The 16,981-nt window shown below is 69.1% G+C and carries 11 protein-coding genes and 1 pseudogene; 8 read left to right on the plus strand and 4 right to left on the minus strand.

Annotation, left to right across the window (positions count from 1 at the left end):
* Positions 1–3 precede the first annotated feature (3 nt).
* Genes ACFY10_RS39735 through ACFY10_RS39750 form a run of 4 tightly spaced genes read left to right on the plus strand, consistent with a single transcriptional unit; the run spans position 4 to position 8,488 of the window.
* Positions 4–5,427 carry a CHAT domain-containing protein gene (locus tag ACFY10_RS39735; protein ID WP_390670157.1) on the plus strand — a complete coding sequence of 1,808 codons (5,424 nt, stop codon included), beginning with the start codon at positions 4–6 and terminating at the stop codon, positions 5,425–5,427.
* Positions 5,428–5,438: 11 nt separating this feature from the next.
* Entirely contained in the window at positions 5,439–5,903 is a 465-nt protein-coding gene (locus ACFY10_RS39740) for a hypothetical protein (protein ID WP_390670158.1), read from the plus strand.
* Positions 5,900–6,289 carry a nucleotide exchange factor GrpE gene (locus tag ACFY10_RS39745; protein WP_390670159.1) on the plus strand — a complete coding sequence of 130 codons (390 nt, stop codon included), beginning with the start codon at positions 5,900–5,902 and terminating at the stop codon, positions 6,287–6,289. The genes ACFY10_RS39740 and ACFY10_RS39745 overlap by 4 nt, the downstream gene beginning before the upstream one ends.
* Positions 6,290–6,343: 54 nt before the next feature.
* The gene (locus ACFY10_RS39750) at positions 6,344–8,488 is read left to right on the plus strand and encodes an Hsp70 family protein (protein WP_390670160.1); all 2,145 of its coding nucleotides are present in this window, start codon (positions 6,344–6,346) and stop codon (positions 8,486–8,488) included.
* 543 nt (positions 8,489–9,031) lie between these two features.
* Here the strand turns inward: ACFY10_RS39750 and trxB are convergent.
* From trxB to ACFY10_RS39765, 3 genes are all read right to left on the minus strand, one after another.
* Positions 9,032–9,985 (minus strand): thioredoxin-disulfide reductase, encoded by a 954-nt coding sequence (gene trxB, locus ACFY10_RS39755; RefSeq protein ID WP_390670161.1) that lies wholly within the window; start codon positions 9,983–9,985, stop codon positions 9,032–9,034.
* Between the two features lie 26 nt (positions 9,986–10,011).
* Positions 10,012–10,560: a hypothetical protein gene (locus ACFY10_RS39760; protein ID WP_390670162.1), complete on the minus strand. Its 549-nt coding sequence runs from the start codon at positions 10,558–10,560 to the stop codon at positions 10,012–10,014.
* A gap of 76 nt (positions 10,561–10,636) precedes the next feature.
* A complete protein-coding gene (locus ACFY10_RS39765; protein WP_390670163.1) occupies positions 10,637–11,128 on the minus strand; it encodes a hypothetical protein in 492 nt (163 codons plus the stop codon).
* 269 nt (positions 11,129–11,397) lie between these two features.
* Here ACFY10_RS39765 and ACFY10_RS39770 point away from each other — a divergent pair, with 269 nt between their 5' ends.
* Entirely contained in the window at positions 11,398–13,041 is a 1,644-nt protein-coding gene (locus ACFY10_RS39770) for a helix-turn-helix domain-containing protein (RefSeq protein ID WP_390670164.1), read from the plus strand.
* 60 nt (positions 13,042–13,101) lie between these two features.
* Positions 13,102–13,302 (plus strand): annotated as a pseudogene (locus ACFY10_RS39775) (ATP-binding protein); the annotation flags it as partial.
* 163 nt (positions 13,303–13,465) lie between these two features.
* Here the strand turns inward: ACFY10_RS39775 and ACFY10_RS39780 are convergent.
* Positions 13,466–13,996, minus strand: coding sequence for a hypothetical protein (locus ACFY10_RS39780; protein WP_390670165.1), 531 nt, complete (start codon positions 13,994–13,996; stop codon positions 13,466–13,468).
* A gap of 411 nt (positions 13,997–14,407) precedes the next feature.
* On the opposite strand from ACFY10_RS39780, the gene ACFY10_RS39785 reads away from it, so the two are divergent.
* Together ACFY10_RS39785 and ACFY10_RS39790 are read left to right on the plus strand one after the other, a co-directional pair.
* Positions 14,408–15,403, plus strand: coding sequence for a GNAT family N-acetyltransferase (locus ACFY10_RS39785; RefSeq protein WP_390670166.1), 996 nt, complete (start codon positions 14,408–14,410; stop codon positions 15,401–15,403).
* A 669-nt stretch (positions 15,404–16,072) separates the two neighbouring features.
* On the plus strand, positions 16,073–16,933 hold the full coding sequence (locus tag ACFY10_RS39790) for an aldo/keto reductase (protein ID WP_390670275.1): 861 nt from the start codon (positions 16,073–16,075) through the stop codon (positions 16,931–16,933).
* Positions 16,934–16,981: the final 48 nt, after the last annotated feature.

Genomic DNA, 16,981 nt, shown 5'->3' on the forward strand with positions numbered 1-16,981 from the left:
ACCGTGCAGCGCTACGAGGAACTGCGCATCCGGATCCGGCGCACCGCACCGGGCCGGTATCTGGTGCTGGCGTCGGGCCCGGCCTGTGCGGTCGGGATGCTCGACTGCGCCGAGGGCGAACCCGCCGCGCTGCGCGCCGAGTTGGACCGGTTGATCGGCATCGAGCTGGGCGCCGTGCCGCGCGGCCGGACTAGGGTGGAGACTGCGGTGCCCGACCTGGGGCGCCGCCTGTACCGCATGCTGTTCGCCGAACCACTGAGCCAGTGCTTCAAGGAGGCGCTGGAGCAGGCACAGAGCCGGGGCATGCGTCTGCGGCTCCGCTTCGACCTGCCGCACGAGCTGCAGGAGCTGCCGGTCGAGGTGCTCACCTCGCCACCCGGCAAGGTCGGCGGCCGGATGGCGCTCAACCCCGACCTCTCCCTCGTACGAACCCTGAGCACCGGGATCAGCACCGCGCGCGCCCCGCAGCCGGACGACGAGCCCGACCGGGTGCGCGTGGTGATCGCGGTGTCCGCTGCGGTCGACGGAGGGATGGCGCCGATCGACGCCGGGGCCGAGGCGGCCGAGTTGGAGAAGCTGCCGGACCTGGCCGCCGAGATCTGCCACGTGCCCGCCGTGCGCGAGGAGCTCGTCAGCGCTCTCGGCGAGGGCGGTGAACGACCCAGTGCGCTCGTCCTCGCCGCGCACGGCATCTTCGATGCGGAGGAGCGTGTCGGTGCCGTCTTCCTCCAGACACCGGAGGGTGCGTCGCATCGCATTCCCGCTCATGTCCTGGCCAGTAGCCTCAGCCAGTCCGGTCGGCTCCGCTTCGCTGTGCTGAACCTGTGTTCGGGGGCCGTGGCCGCGCCGGCAGAGCCGCACGCCGGGCTCGCCCAGGGCCTGGTGGCGCACGGCGTGCCGGCGGTGGCCGCAATGCGCGGGCCGATCAGCGACCGGGCCGCCGCCCGGTTCAGCCCCGAGGTCATGGAGAAGCTGCTGGAGAACCGGACCGTGGACGAAGCGGTGACGGCCGCCCGGATCGCCATCTCCGCGGTGCCGGGCCACACCACGGTCGAGTGGTGCACGCCCGTGCTGTTCCTCCATGAGTCGTACCGGCACGGCTGGCTGTTCAAGGCCCGCCATCCGTTGCGGAAAGGGGAGAGCGCACGGGCAGAGGACCCGCTGAGGGCCGGCGCCCGGTCCGTCGCCGCATACGAGCACGAGGGCAACGTCAGCATGGACACGATCCACACGGCCCTCCACCACCTGCGCGATGCCGGAGACTGGCCGAGTGTCGCACGCGTCACGCGCGGGCACAACGACCCGGTATGCCGCACCCTGTTCGCCGAGGCCTGCCGTGAGCAGGACTGGCCGGTGATCGCAGAGGTCTGCGAGGCCCTGGCCGACCGGCGTGACGCGGACGGTGCCGAGGAACTGCTCGACAGGCTCGGCGAGCAGTCACGGTCCCAACTGTGTGGGCACCTGACGCGGGAGATCCGCGCGGTACGGCTGCAGTGCCTCGCGGACCTGGCCGAGCGGCACCGTGTCGAGGGCGCCTGGGCGTCGGCGGTCGACGCCTACGCGGACGTGCAGGCGCTGGCCGAGGCTCCGGACCAGCTCCGGGCAGTCGCACAGGCGGTGACCTACTGTCGAGCGCGGCTGAGCGAGGAAGCCGGTGACTGGCCCGAGGCCTGCAGCAGACACAGAGAGGCGGGCGGCTACGCGGACTCCGAGGCCCGCGCCGCCCACGCGGCCGGACGTGCCGCAGCGGCGGACGACAAGTGGGAAGCGGCAGCCGGGTTCTTCACCGATGCCTGTACGTGTTCCGCGCAGGACGTCGATCCCTCGTGGACGGCGTACGCCGCCCACGCCCGTGGCCGTGTGGCGGCCGAGCGCGGCGCATGGGCGGACGCGGTGGAGTGCTTCAAGAAAGCGGGGGACCTCGCCGACAGCCCCACGCGACTCCTGCTCTGCGAAGCCCGCGCGGCCATCGACGCCGCCCAATGGGCCGTAGCGCTCGATCACCTGCTCCGGCTGGACGCCTGCGGCGGAGACGCCGGGCCCTGGCTGGACGATGTCCGTAGCCGAGTGGGTGAGGGTGCCGAGGACGCCGCCGGGCGACGTGAATGGGCCGTAGCACGGGACCTGTTCACCGTGTTGGCCGCGGTCGTGCCATCCGCCGCGGTGAACGCCGCCTACTGCGCGGCCCGCGGTGCGGAGCAGAACGCCCTGTGGCAGCAGGCGGGCGACTCGTACGCGGCATGCCTCGGTCACGCGGACAGCGAGCGCCGGTTCGCCTACGCCCGTGGGCGTGTGGCCGAACAGGCCGGGGACTGGGCTGCGGCAGCGCTTAGGTACGAGGGACTCCCCGGCCATTTCCTGGATACCGGCCGCCGCCTGAGCTACGTACGGGGCCGAGCCGCCGACGCAACCGGAAACTGGCAGGGTGTCATTGACGGTTTCGGCGGGCTGCCCGACGAGGCCGAGCAGGGCGACGTCGGCGCGCGCCGCTGGTACGCCCGCTACCGGATCGCCGATGGCCACGGCGATCGGCACAGCCTCCTCAACTTCAACTTCCCTGACCACCTGGCTGGTTCGGACCGCGCCGGAGACATTGCGGCCCTGCGGGCGAAGGCCCATGGCAGCCTGGCCGAGCAGCGCGGCGACTGGGCCGCAGCCCTCGAACACTACGCGGAATCCATGGCTGCCGCGCGGTCTCCCGAACTGGTTGGGGCCGCCCGGCAGCTGCTCGCCTACGCGCGTGGCCGTCGGCACGAGGCGGCAGCCGAGTGGAATCGCGCTGCCGAAGCCTACGGCGAACTGCCCGGTGACTACCGTGACGCGGCTGTCCGCGAAGGCTATGCCCATGCCCGGGATGCCGAGCAGCAGGCCCCCGAGGAGGGTGTTCACGAGGCCGGTAAGTGGGCCGCCATCGCCGGGTTGTACGAGGTGCTGCCCGCCGACTTCGCGGACGCCGACGTCCGTGCCTGCTACGCCCGCGCCCTCTGCGCCGAGGCCCGCGGTTGCTGGACGGACGCGGTGTCCGAGGCCGCGCAACTCGCCGACCACCGGGACGCGGCCGCCATCGTCGCCTACGCCCGGGCCCGCGAGGCGGAGCTGGCCGGTGACTGGGCGAGGGCCGCGTCGGAGTTCGACTGCTGCACCGGGCGGCGCGATGCCGCGGCCCGTGGGGCCCATGCCCGCGGGCGTCACCTGGAGGCCACCGGGCAGTGGAGCGCCGCCCTGACACTGTATGAGCAAGCGGGAGACGCGTTGCCCGAGGCGGGAGCTCGCCGCCGCCGCATCAGGAGGCTGCTCGACGCCGCAGCATGGGCGGACGGCTTGGCCGGGGAGTCGCTGGTGGCCGACCCGTATGCGTACGCGCTCGGCAAGGACGCCTTCCCGTACAGGACGCTGCAGGATGTCGGTGTCACCTCCGCGTCGAGCATCGATGAGATCCAGGCCGCGACATATGTGCTCATGGAGCGCGGCGGCATGAACGAACAGGAGCTCGACGCGTGGGAGAGACTGCGCCGCCCGGCGACCCGCCTCGAGATCGACGCGCTTCTGTACCAGGTGAGCCGCCCCGACCGACTGCGTGCCCGGCTTGCCGCGTTCGAGCCGGGCGGCGCCGACGACCTTGTGGAGCGACTGAGCGCAGAACTCCCTCAAGACGCGACCTTGTTGCGCCTCGTCGCGCACGGCAGGGACGAAGCCTTGGCAGCCTGGTCCACGGTGCTCGCCGAGACACCGGGCGACATGGATGCCGTCCACGCCGCGGCGATCGCCCGGCGCTGGCAGGCAGTCGAGTACGAGGAGGGGGGCGCCTGGGAACACGCGGCGCCCGTCTGGCGCGAGGCCGCAGTGCTGTGGGCAGCGCTCCTCAGCAGCGACGGGCACTGGAGCCGCTGGAGCGAGGCCCGGACGGTCTGCTACCGGCGCCGGGTGGCCCCCGACGACGTGACCAGCCTGCGCTCGGTCCTCAGCCGGGCTCTCACCGCTCAGCTCGACGACTACGCCGAGCGGCACACGGCACAGCGCCGGGAGGCGCAGGCCGAGACCTACCGAGAGCTGGGCTTCCTCTTCGAGGCCGAGCTGGACGGCGCCCATGCGCTGAGCGCAATCGGCGGGCTGCCCCTGTCGGACGGCTCCCCCCTCACCTTCTCCGCCGGACCGGAGTACGTCCGCACGATGGGTCTTGGGCTGCAGTTGGCCGGGACGGTGGCTCGACTCGAACGGGAGGCGACGCCGAGCGGTCCGGGCGATCAGGCCGGGCAGGAGGTGCGCTGGGCGTTCTCGTCGCTCGCCAAGGCGTTCACGCTCTATCGCCACCAGCGATTCGACGCCGCGCTCGCTGAACTGCCGACGCGCACGGCGGATGTGCGGGAGCTGCCCGAGGACTGTTCCGAGGTCGCGCGCAGCGAGACCGGGCACATCTCCGCATGCCCGCACTGCACCGAATTCCTGGACTGTGACCCGGTCTACACCTTGCTTCCGCAGCGCCGCACCCGCCTGCTGCGCGACACCGCGGAACTGGTGGTGCGGTGTCAACTTGCCTGCACCAGGGCCGCACTGAACGCCGACGAGGCGAGCGCGGTGCCCGACGCGCTCAAGCGCTGGCGAGCAGCGCTCCGTTCGGCCGACGCGGTGCGCATGGGCGTACGCACCAAGAGCGACATCCTCGAGATCGTACTGGCGCGTGTGCACACGTGGGCGGGCGCTGCAGGTACGGAAGCGGGGGCCAAGCTGGACCGGGCCGTGCGGCTCGTCGACGGCGCGAGCGAGCTGCTGTGCCCGCTGGCCCCCGAAGAGCGGAAGCGGCTGGACGTACAACACTCCCGACTGCTCGCCATCCGAGGCGAGTGGCGCGGTCTCACCTGCACCGACCATGGCTTTCCACGGCACCAGGAGGCCGCCGAGGCAGATCTGCGCCGGGCGCTGGAACTCAACCCGGAGGCCGTCCGCCCGCGCGACAGCCTCGTCCGCTGCCTGCTCTTCGGCATGGCCGAGCGGCTCCCGGCCGACGACGCGGTTGGGCGGATGCGCACCCTGTGGGAGGCTTTCCGACTGCTCGACGAGGGCCTGCGCCATGAGCCGGCCCACTCCACGTGCCTCGCCACGCTCACCGAGATCGCCGGGGGCATCGAGACCGTCCTGCTCAACGGCCTCAGCCTCACGCAGATGCGTACGCACATGGACGAGGTCATCCGGAAGATCGAGGAGTCGGGCGACGACGTGAGCGCCCTCGCCGCACGACTCACCAAGGACGCGGTGCGGGCTCTGGAGTGCGGCGACATCACCATCGCACTCGACAACGCCGCGCGCGCGGTCCGGCACGCGCCTCAAGAAGCGGCGGCCAGAGCCGCACTCGAACGCTCCCTGAACGCGTGGCTCAGGCGCCATGATCCCTACGCCACGACGGACGACCGGCCGCTGACCCCTGCCTGACAAGGAAGCCGATGATCAAGGACCCACACGTACCGTGGCCGGACGGGCAGTTCCCCTACGACGTCCTGGCCCCCGCCGGGGTCACTCCGTACACCTCGCACGCTGACATGAAGGACGCCACCTTCGAACTGATGCAGGCCGGCCTGATGACCCCACAGGCCCAGAACGCCCACCGGCAGTTGCGCCGCCTCGGCACCAGGCTCCTCGCCGACCTGCTGTTCTTCCCGGTGGACCTGCCGGCATCGCAGTTGGCGGAACTCCCGGGTGCCAAACGGGAGTTGGACGACACGGCGGACGCACTGGAGGACGAGACGGGCCGGGCCTCGCTTCCGTCCCCACCGATCCCGTCCGGCGGCCGGAGCCTTGCCGGACGCGAGGCCTCCGGCCTGTCCGGCCTGGCCGAGCGTCTCATCCGCTTCGACGACGGAACCACCCCCTACCCGACCCCTCCGACACCCAGGCCGGGGCCACGATGAGCACCTTCACCGACGCCGCCGGCTGGGCTGCGTACGCCGCGCAGGTCGCGGAGGCGAACAGCTTCGCCGGGGATCTTCTCCCGGTCCTGGACGCACTTGACCGGATGCTGGCCGCCGGCCCTGCGCCCGACCCCGCACGCCAGCACAAGAGCCTGACCCTCGTGGCCCGGCTGCTCGAGGACGCCTGCACGCGTCACGACCTGAAGCCCTTCGGCGCCCCCGGCGACCACTGCGAGCCGACGGCCTACGAGGTCGCCGGGACCTGCATCGTCCCGGGCGCCACCGAGGACGAGGTGGTTAAGGTCCTCGAGCGCGGATACCGGTTCGACGGTCGACTCCTGCGCCCGGCACGTGTGGTCGTCGCCGGCCCACCCGACGATGCGTAGCAGTACAACCGTCAGCCGCGAGCACCAGGGAAGCAACGAGCTAGGGAAGCGACCATGAAGGCCATCGGAATCGACCTGGGCACCACCAACAGCGCCGTCAGCCGCTATGAAGGCGGGCCGGGCACGGCGAAGATCCTCAGCAACTCCGACGGCGAGACCCTCACCCCCTCCGTCGTGGGCCTCCGCAAGGGGGCAGGTGGCCAGGCCCGGCAGCTGGTCGGCCGTTCCGCGGTCAACTACGCGGCGGCGCAGCCCGCGGACACGATCTTCTCCGTAAAGCGCCTCATGGGCCGAGACTTCGCCGACCCCGTGGTCAAGGAGGCCGCCGGTCGGCTCAATTACGAGATCGTGCCGGGCGCGGGCGACGACCCGCGCGCACACGTCGTACTCGGCGGCGAGATGCGCACGCCCGCGGAGATCTCGCGTCTCATCCTGGACAAGCTCAAGCGTGATGCCGGACGGGCGCTTGGCGAGGAGATCACGCACGCTGTCATCACCGTCCCCGCCTACTTCCGTGATGCGCAGCGGGCCGCCACCCGGGAGGCCGGGCAGATGGCCGGTCTCGTCGTCAAGAAGATCATCGACGAACCGACCGCCGCCGCCATCGCGTTCGGCCTGGAACTGCCCGAGCAGGAGCGCAAGCGGGTCCTCGTCTACGACCTGGGCGGCGGCACCTTCGACATCTCGATCCTGCAGATGACGCGGGACAGGACGGGCCGCAACCACTTCCAGGTGCTGCACTTCGCCGGCGACAACTGGCTCGGCGGGGACGACTTCGACAACATGATCGTGGATCGCGTGCTGGAGGAGGTCGTCCAGGACGCCGGTACCGCCACGGTAGCCGACAGACATCTGCGGCTGCAGGTCAAGCGCAAGGCGGAGGAGGTCAAGCGCGCCCTGAGCCAGGCGGAGTCCATTGAGGACGAGGAAGACCTCATCATCCCCGGGGCCTTCAAGTTCCCCGACGGCGGGCTGGGGGACGTGGAGACCACCATCTCCCTGGGAGAGTTCAACCGGATGGTGAAACCCCTCGTCGAGCGAACCATGGGAATGGTACGGGAAGCCCTCGCCGATCAGGCGCTGACCCGCGACGACATCACCGATGTACTGCTGGTCGGCGGCTCCACCCTGCTCCCGCAGGTCTACCGGACGGTGGAGGCCGAGTTCGGCGCGGACAAGGTGCGCCGCGACGTGAACCCGATGGAATGCGTGGCTCTCGGCGCGGGCATTCTGGCCGGCACGATGGAAGGAGTCGAATGCCCCGACTCTGCGTGCGGGCGCACCAATGACGAGGCCGCGGAGAGGTGCACACACTGCGGTACCTCCCTCGTCGGCGCGGCACCCGCCCCGACAGCACCACGGATCTACGAGGTCACCGGCATGTCCCTGGGTATCGCCGCAGTGCGCGGCCACCAGCAGGACGCATTCGTACCCATCATCCCGCGCGGCACGCCCTACCCGCTGCCCGAGCCGATGACCCGCACCTTCCAGGCGACCAGCGGCCGGCGGATCCGGGTACCCGTCTACGAGGGCGACTCCAACGTGGCGAGCAAGAACCACGAACAGGGTGTCGTGGAGTACGACCTGCCCAACGAGATCGACGTCGACAGCCGGGTCGAGGTCACCTTCAACTACGACGCCGACCGGATCGTCACCGTACACATCGCCGTGCCCGGCACTGACATGGCGCACTCCACGACGCTGCGCACCGACACCCCCCGCACGCCGCCCCCGCAGGCCCGGGCCCTCGACGACGGTGAGGCAGACGTCCGAGCGGAAGTGGAGATCACGATCGCCGAGGTCAAGCGGTTCCTGCAGGAGCAAGGGCCGTACCTCGACTCCGCACAGGCCATGAAGATCCGCCGCGACCTCGAACAGGCCGAGCGCGCCAAGGCCTTCTCCGACGAGGCCGAGTGCGAGCGCATGATCAACGTACTGCGCAAGGACCTGTTCAGCTCCGGCGTCGCCTCACAGCTGCTGCTCGCGGAGCAGGCCACCTATTCGGCCGCCCCCGCCCTGGCCCGCGAGATCCAGGACACCGCCCGCAAACTCCAGAGCGCCCATCACAGCGGCAACCGGGCGCTCACCGAGCAGCACGCCATGCACCTCAACAACCTGATCGGGCGGGCCTTCCGGGACCGGGACGTGGAGAGCGCCGAGACCTATGAGGACCACGGCGGTCTGCTGCGCTTCGACTGAGACCTGTGGGGCTCGGGCGAGGTTTTCTCTCAGCGGCTGCTATCGCGATCACCCCGTTCCTTTGTGCGTTTGCTGTTCGTCTCGGCCTCGGAAGCCTATGGTCAAAGGGTTTTCGGTGGCAGCGGATTGCAGGAGTAATCCAGTAGGACAGTGTGCCCATCAGTGGGCACATCGCACGGATGCAGCCGGATCGAGCAGGATCGAGCAGAGTGGAAACAGATGGGAAAGTCCGATTCTTTCGCAAAGAATTGATAAAGTAGCAGGTCGGGGCTTCCTCCGCTTCGGGTTCGACTCCCCTAGGCTCCACGCACCGGCACCCATCTGACCTGCGGAAACGCAGTCAGGGTGGTGTTTTTTTCCCGATTTCCCATGCTGACGTTAGCCTCCGGCAGCCCGTGTTTACGGGGCTTGGGGCGGCCTTTGTTCCCCTGGCGGATCCCCTAGGCTCACGCGAAGTCTCGGGGAAGCCGGTGCTGTGAAGGAGGCGTCGGTCACGCTCGTGAGGGCCATGTTGATCACCTCGAATGTATGAGGTGGCTGGGGTCAGGCGGTGGCGGCCTCGGTGGGCACGGACTGTGCGTCGGCGAGGGCCGCGAGGTACCGCTCGGCGTCGAGTGCGGCCGCGCAGCCGGAGCCGGCCGCGGTGATGGCCTGGCGGTAGGTGTGGTCGACGACGTCGCCCGCGCCGAAGACGCCCGGGATGCTTGTCTGCGTCGATGGCGACTGGACCTTCAGGTAGCCGTTGTCGTCCAACTTCAGCTGGCCCTTGAAGAGTTCGGTGCGCGGGTCGTGGCCGATGGCGATGAACAGGCCGGTGGCGGCCAGCTCGCGCGTCTTGCTGGTGATGGTGTCGCGCAGGGTCAGACCGGACAGCACGCCGTTCTCCTCGTGGAGCTCGGCGATCTCGCTGTCGAAGGCGAAGGAGATCTTGTCGTCGGAGAAGGCGCGGTTCTGCATGACCTGGGAAGCGCGCAGGGTGGAGCGCCGGTGGACGACCGTCACGGACTTGGCGAAGCGGGTGAGGAAGGTGGCCTCTTCCAACGCGGTGTCGCCGCCGCCGACGACGACCACGATGTCGCGGTCGCGGAAGAAGAAGCCGTCGCAGGTCGCGCACCAGGACACGCCCCGGCCGGAGAGTTCGTCCTCGCGTGGCAGGCCGAGCTTGCGGTAGCCGGATCCCGTCGCGACGATCACGGCACGCGCCCGGTGGACGGTCCCTGCGGTGTCGTTGACGGTCTTGACCTCGCCGGTCAGATCCACGGTGACGATGTCGTCCTCGACGATCTCAGCGCCAAACTTCTCCGCCTGGGCCCGCATGTTCAGCATGAGGTCGGGGCCGTCGATGCCTTCGGGGAAGCCGGGGAAGTTCTCGACCTCGGTGGTGGTCGTCAGGGAGCCGCCGACGAAGATGGCGCCGCCGAAGACGAGGGGCTTGAGTTCGGCGCGGGCCGTGTAGAGGGCAGCGGTGAAGCGCTCCGGGTCTGATGGCGGCTCCATCAGACCCGGAGCGCTTCAGAACTCGGTCAGAAAGAGTACTGGCGCAGGGTGTAGACGCCGGTGGAAACGTCGTAGTACAGGCTCAGCGAGTCTGTGTAATTGCGCCCCTTCGTCTGCCCGGCCCACCCCTGGGCACGGAACCAGTACCCATTGCCGCGGTAGTTCCACGGTATGTCCCCGGTGTTCACCGAGGTCTGCCCAGGCGGCACCCATGCGGGCTGAAACTTGTCGCTGATGGTGCGGAAGTCGTCGTAGCCCGATTCCTGCAGCTGCACCTCGGATCCCTGGCTGCCGTAGCGGAATTGGGCGTGGAACTGGAAGGTGGCCTCGTTGAACCAGAGGACGACCTGGCCGACCTTGCCGGTACCGTTGTAGATGTCCTCGGTGACGGAGTAGAAGGCATCCGGTCGTGCATCGCCGGTCTTGAAGGTGGCGACCGTTGTACCGGAGCCCGCGGCGCCCACGTCCGTTCGCGGCGCGTCCTGCCGCAGGGCGATGGCGGCAGGCGCGGTGACGACCAGGCCTGCGGCGGCTGTGGCTGTGAGAAGTGCGGCTATCTTCGTGCGGGAGAACACGGAAGTTATTCCTTTCCTCCGATGGCTGGAACGCGCGTGGAGGCGCCCTGGGACCGCGCCTGTGCCGGATGCAGTGTCATGAGGCGTCCGTGTACCACGATCCGCACTGGTATGGAGTGCTGCCGACGGGGTCGATGCACACCCTCGCGGCGTAATGCCGGACGTTGGCCGTGTCCCAGTTGATGACGGAGTTGGTCTTGGCTCCGTCAAAGGGGCCGCACTGCTTCCAGCCACTGCCGATCGACTGCACCTGGGCAGTCGACGGATGCATGACGTTCGCGGGCATCTTGTTTCGGCTGCGGTCGGTCCAGATCCGGTCACCGGCCCGGTAGCCGCCCAGGATGATGCCGTGGCTGTAGTTGCGTGCCCGGCCGTTCTGCATCTGTACCAGCCGGCCGGCGTAAGTGAAGCTGGAGCCGCCCCCAACCGTCCCGTAGACGTCGGCCACCCAGCCTGCGTCGCAGTCTGCCGTGGTCGCTTGGGCGGTCGATGTCGAACCGATGATGAGGCCGCCCGCGCCGAGAACCATGCCGGCTGCCATCGTGGCCGCCTTGTGCGGTGAGTGCATGCGAGTCCCCCTGGATCGTGTTGGGATCATGAGTCGGGAATGGTCGCTTCCCGTTGACGCTGTCGTGTGCGCGGTCGGACGGCCTTGGTGGTCCGTCGGGAAGTCGCAGGCCACGCAGGAAAAATCGTGGTGCCGCTGCAACGGTCGGGCAAGGTTTACGCGTCCCAGTGACCAAGAGGGATGAGATTGCCGTGCTGGCCTGCGCGGAAGCAGCATGATGGGACGCCGGTGGGACGATACGAATGGCGTCTGGGTATGAAGGGAGCGCCGTGCCGGACCTCGCCTCCTCACTGCAGGCCCTCAAAGAGCGCAGCGGCCTCAGCTACGCCGAACTCGCCGAGCGGTGCAGGCTCAGCCCGTCGACCCTGCACCGGTACTGCCGAGGCCAGACCGTGCCTGGCAGCTTCGGCATGGTGGAGCGCATTGCTGTGGCATGCGGGGCCGACCGCGACGAGATGGACGGGCTGTACCACGTGTGGGCCCAGGCGGACGCAGCGCGCATGTCAGCATCCCCGTCGCACACGCCGGAACCGGCCGCACCACCCTCCACCACGCAGGCGCCATCTCCGACGACAGTCCGGCGCGGACACAGACCGCTGTGGCCGGCCGCCCTCATGGGTCTTTTCCTTCTGGTGGCCGCCACCGCGGCCGCGTCCGCTCCGTTATGGGCCCCCTCACAGGCCCGCTCGACCGCCGGACGGCCGCAGGCCCAGCAGGTCTCCGGCCCGTCCTGGACGCAGTACCCCTCCGCGGTGCCCAGCGCCTTCTACGGCGTGACCATGAACAGCGACAGCGGTGCGATGCCCACCTTTCAGGTGGGCGGAATCCGGTTGTGGGACAGTGAGACCCGCTGGGCTCAAGTGGAGCCCGAACGGGGCCGCTACGACTGGAGAGTGCTGAACCGTCTGGTCGCTGCGGCCGGGCGCAGGCGTCTCCCTGTGCTCTATACCTTCGGCGGGACACCATCCTGGGCGGCGCCCAGCGCCCCGCGCGGCCCCTACCCCGACGGGTCACGCGTGACCCCACCGGACAACCTGGACGACTGGGTGAACTTCGTCCAGGCCGTGGCCACCCGCTACGCAGGCCGGATCTCCGCATACGAACTGTGGGCGCTGGCCCCCTCCCCGCACTTCTTCACCGGAGACCCTGCGACGCTGGCCCGCATGACCGAGCGGGCCAGCGCGGTCATCCGCCGCGCCGACCCCAAGGCGACGGTGGTCTGCCCCTCCATCGGTGACCTATGGGAACAGGCCTCCCAGCGCTTCCTGCGCGGCTTCGCCGCGGCCGGCGGCTATCAGGACTGTGATGTGGCCGGCGTAAAGCTGTATCCGCGGCAGGACGGCGACCCTCCGGAGAGTTTCCTCCCGCTGGCCGCGACGATCGATCGCACGTTCCACACAGCCGGCGTGCAGCCGCGGTTATGGGACACCGGGACCACCTACCGCATCCCCGAGGACCACCCGCTCGACCAGGCACGAGCCATCGCCTACGCCACTCGCTTCTACCTCATCGGCATGTATCTGCGCTACGACCGCATGTACTTCTACAACTGGGGCGGCACCAAGATCCCGCTCGTGCTGCAGGCCGACGGCGGCCACCCGACCGCCGCCGCCCATGCGATGGCCACACTGCAGCACTGGCTGGCCGGCGCCCGGATTACCTCGTGCGGCCACGGCACACAGGACGGATTGCCGGCGCGCGTCTGGCAGTGCCGCTATCTGCTGAGAGCCTCCGCCGGACAAACGTCCCCCCACGCCGTCATCCGTTGGACAGAAACGGGCACCACCACCATGCCCATCGACCGCGGCGCCCGGATCGTGCAGACCCTGGACGGCGCCTCGACCCCAGTCGCGCACACCTTGCGCATCACCGAACAACCCGTCTTGATCACATTTTCTGGCGGCCAGCACTGACTGCGTGGCTGTGAATGACTTCTCTGGCCCCACCGGAACGAGTCCTGTGGCCCCTGCGGCAAGCGCGAGGAAAAGAACAGCATGGCGATCGCCTCCAACGAGTCGTTCTCCTCGTGGACCAAGACCTTCACCGACCCCCGGCTCTGCGCGGCAATCGTGGACCGCCTCACCTTCGGCGGCAACATCATCGAGACCGGCATGGACTCCTACCGGCTCGCCCACACCCGCGCCCGCGCTGAAAAGCAGCAGAACGCGAGTTGACCACCACGCCGCTGGGCCTCTGTGAACAGCCTCAGCGCTCTCGGATTCTTGACTACCCCTTCGTGCGGCGGCGCAGCCAGAGCCCCGACTGATCCGGAAACCGGACCGAGCCGCCGGCGGCGCCGGTGGTGCCTTGCGGCGCCCATGCTGAGTCTTCTGCTATTTACTCCCCACCGGGTCCGTCACCTCGGGCATAGAAGGATTCGACCCCGTGCCACGGTGACGGGCCGCCGAATGGCCGGTGAAGCTGTTCTTGCGACACATCGAGCGAGCGGCGAGCCGCGTTGACGAACTTCAAGTGCGCCTCATGCAACCCGCTGTGAATCGGCCGGAGCTCTTCGAGGTCTGTCGGCTGACGGCCATGGAACAGGATGGTGAACTCCTCGACGATAAGGCAAAGTTCCTCGGCAGCAGCGACGGCCTCACGACTCGCCAACAGGGACATCGATTGCGCAGCCGCGTTGAACGGCTCCCAGACGACGGCAGGCCGGCGCTTGTCGAGGAACGCATGGCGGAGCTCCATCTCCACGGTGCCGAATGCCTGCAGGAACCTTTCGTAGGCGGCCGTCCTCGACTCCTGAAGCCACTGCCGGTTCTGGCTGCGGCGCCCGACGATGCCGCCTGCGATGACACCCACGATGGTGGCGGCAACGCCACCTGCGGTGGATATCAAGAGCCCCCACGGGACAGCCACGTCACGTCTCCCTCACGGCTGTGTGTCACCTTCGCCAGCGGTCCTGGACTGGACGTGCTGGGCCAAGGCGATCGTCTACTCCACGCTTCCTGAGCGTGGCTGATCACGAGAATCCCATCAGACCGGTCCAGTTCACACTCCGTCAACGGCCCACCCGGGCCGACGAAGGCTTAGCGCCGGTCTCCGCCCTGGCTCGCAGGCCAACCCTGCAACACCAGGCATCTGCCCACTGACACCGCGGCCAGAAAAAGGGCCGCGCACGGCTCTCACGGCTCAGGTGGAGCCAATCGATCCAAGCGTTCCTCTGGGGCCAGAGGACTCGTTCGAAGCCAAGTTCTGCCGTCTGATCGGCACGGCCTACGCTTCCGTGATCGATGACACCGCATATCCAACGTACCGGGGGGTCTTGGTGTGGGCGTGAACAGTGGCAGCGGTCTTGCACCGTGGGAACGGTTGCCTGGCTACGTCTTCCGGCCGTATCGCGGCCACGCCGACCATGACGCGATGGCCGCTGTGCGGCTGGGCTGTGCACAGCGGGATCGGACCGACGCCCGCTCGGTCGTGGAAGCACTCCCGACGGCAGCCGAGATCGCCGAAGCCTGCGCCAAGCTCGACGACCCATCCCAGAACCAGGTCTTGGTGGAGCACAACGGTGGCGTCGTCGGCTACTTGACGATCAGGTGGTGGCAGGAGCGGGACGGGACGTGGCTGTACCTGCACCGCGGCTACCTGCTGCCCGAGCACCGCGGCCAGGGCACCGGCTCGGCCATGCTCAACTGGGCAGAAAACCGAATCCGCCGGCTCGTGCAGCAGCACGGAACCGCACAGACGGCCGTGATCGGCGCAAATGCCATGGCCTCCGAACAGGAGGCAACAGCGCTGCTGCTCGAAAATGGATACCGGCGCGTCTTCAGCCTCGTAGAGCTGGAACTGGCCGATCTCCGACAGCGCCCCGACGAAAAGCCGTTGCCGGCCGGCATCCGCATCGGTGCGGTCGATCCGAGCAACTACCGCGCGGCCTGGAAGACGGTCGTCGATTCGTATGCAGATGCCGCCTTCACCCAGCGGTGGACGTTCGAGAGCTTCCTCGCCACTGCCGACCCGACCTGCTGGCGGGCTGCTTGGGATGGGGAACATATGGCCGGGGTCGCCCTGTGCTCCATCCGTCGGCACGACCCCACTGTGGGCGAAGTCGAAGAATTGAGCGTCCGGGCAGAGTCACGGCGTCTGGGACTTGGGCGGGCCCTGCTGCTGGACGGGGTGCGATGTCTTCGCGAGCACGGTGCGAAGACCGCCCGGTTGTACACCGGGACCGCGAACCCGCACCGATCCTACGACCTCTACGAAAGCGCAGGGCTCCGGCGCCAGAACGAGTACGTCCGCTACCGCAAGCCGATCGCCGTCTGATCCGACAGAGGTAGCTCCGCAGCCGGGACGTGAAGTGGTTCACCCCGGCCGGCTACCGGCGCTGGCGCGACATCGGGCTGTGCGGGTTCGGCCTGGACGGCCTGGAGGACCCGCGGTGGCGGGGGCGGGGTGAACACCGGGATGCCGCGTTCGCCGACGGGCCGTTCGAGACCGGGCTGCGGCTGAGCGAGCGGGCCAGCGTGCTGGACATCGAGCTGCCGGGCGACGACCCGGACCGGGCTTTCACCACGCGCTGGCTCGCGGACTCCTGCGCCAAGGGCGGTGCCTGGGACGCCGTACGCCCTGCCAGAGATGCTGTCCTACGCTCGGGCAATCCGCCGCGCTCAGCGGCACGACCGGTATGCCCAGGTGGCCAACATGCTCGTCGTCGAGCGGGCCCACGCCAGCCGGCGCCTGAGCCTGCGCGACGGGGCAGGGGCGGTGAGCTCGGTGTCGTTGGACACCCTGGATCTGCAGATGAAGCGGCGACTGTTCCGCAAGGCCGCGGGCGGCTGCCGGGCACGCGTCGGCTGTCGCGCTTTCGGCGCGCTGTTTCCTGTCGTCGCGGCATGGGGGGACTGCCGGGCGCATCCGGGGAACAGCGGTGGACATGAGCCTGGAAGCGTAAAGTCGCGGGCGTCGCATCGCGTTACTCCAGGGGGTATGGGAATGCACAATCGCCGCATCGGCAGCGCCACGATCAGCGCCATCGGGCTCGGTGGGATGCCGCTGTCGATCGAGGGGCGGCCGGATGAGGAGCGCGCGGTCGCGACCGTCCATGCCGCGATCGACGCCGGGATCTCGTTCATCGACACGGCCATGTCGTACTGCCTGAACTCGTCCGAGACCGGCCACAACGAGTCGCTGATCGCCCGCGCGCTCGCGTCGTACGGCGGCGACACCTCCGACGTGCTGGTCGGCACGAAGGGCGGGGCGGCTCGCGGAGCCCACGGAGCATGGTCCTTCAACGGGGATCCCGCCACCTTGCGGCAGGCGTGCGAGGACTCGCTCAAGCGGTTGGGCGGGGACTCCATCGGCCTCTACCAGCTGCACGTGCCGGACCCGAATGTGCCGTACGCCGATTCGGTGGGCGCGCTGCGGGACCTGTACGACGCGGGCAAGATCCGTGCGGTCGGCATCTCGAATGTGAACTCCGACCAGCTGCGGGAAGCCCACGGGATCCTCGGCGAACGGCTGGTGTCCGTACAGAACAATTTCTCGCTGGCCGTCCGCGACAGTGAGCCGCAGTTGCGGCTGTGCACGGAGCTGGGGATCGCCTTCCTGCCGTACAGCCCACTGGGCGGTATCTCCCGTGCGGCCGGCCTGGGTTCATCGCACTCGGCATTCGCGCGAATCGCCATGGAGCGCGGGGTCAGCCCGCAACAGGTCTGCTTGGCCTGGGAGTTGGCCAAGTCCCCGATCGTCGTCCCGATCCCAGGGTCTTCCCGGCCGACGACCATCCGTGACTCGGCTGCAGCGGCCGATCTGAAGCTCACCGAAGCGGAGTTCGCCGAACTCGACGCCGCCTAAGGGCCGGGGACGGAGCGTTCCGGTGCGGCAGATATAAAGCCGCGAGCA

Source organism: Streptomyces sp. NPDC001401 (assembly GCF_042895385.1).
Taxonomy (GTDB): domain Bacteria; phylum Actinomycetota; class Actinomycetes; order Streptomycetales; family Streptomycetaceae; genus Streptomyces.

Coding starts and splice junctions, on each gene's coding strand:
- ACFY10_RS39745 (WP_390670159.1), top strand. CDS start 5,900: ATGAGCACCTTCACCGACGCCGCCGGCTGGGCTGCGTACGCCGCGCAG.
- ACFY10_RS39740 (WP_390670158.1), top strand. CDS start 5,439: ATGATCAAGGACCCACACGTACCGTGGCCGGACGGGCAGTTCCCCTAC.
- ACFY10_RS39750 (WP_390670160.1), top strand. CDS start 6,344: ATGAAGGCCATCGGAATCGACCTGGGCACCACCAACAGCGCCGTCAGC.
- ACFY10_RS39765 (WP_390670163.1), bottom strand. CDS start 11,128: ATGCACTCACCGCACAAGGCGGCCACGATGGCAGCCGGCATGGTTCTC.
- ACFY10_RS39790 (WP_390670275.1), top strand. CDS start 16,073: ATGCACAATCGCCGCATCGGCAGCGCCACGATCAGCGCCATCGGGCTC.
- trxB (WP_390670161.1), bottom strand. CDS start 9,985: ATGGAGCCGCCATCAGACCCGGAGCGCTTCACCGCTGCCCTCTACACG.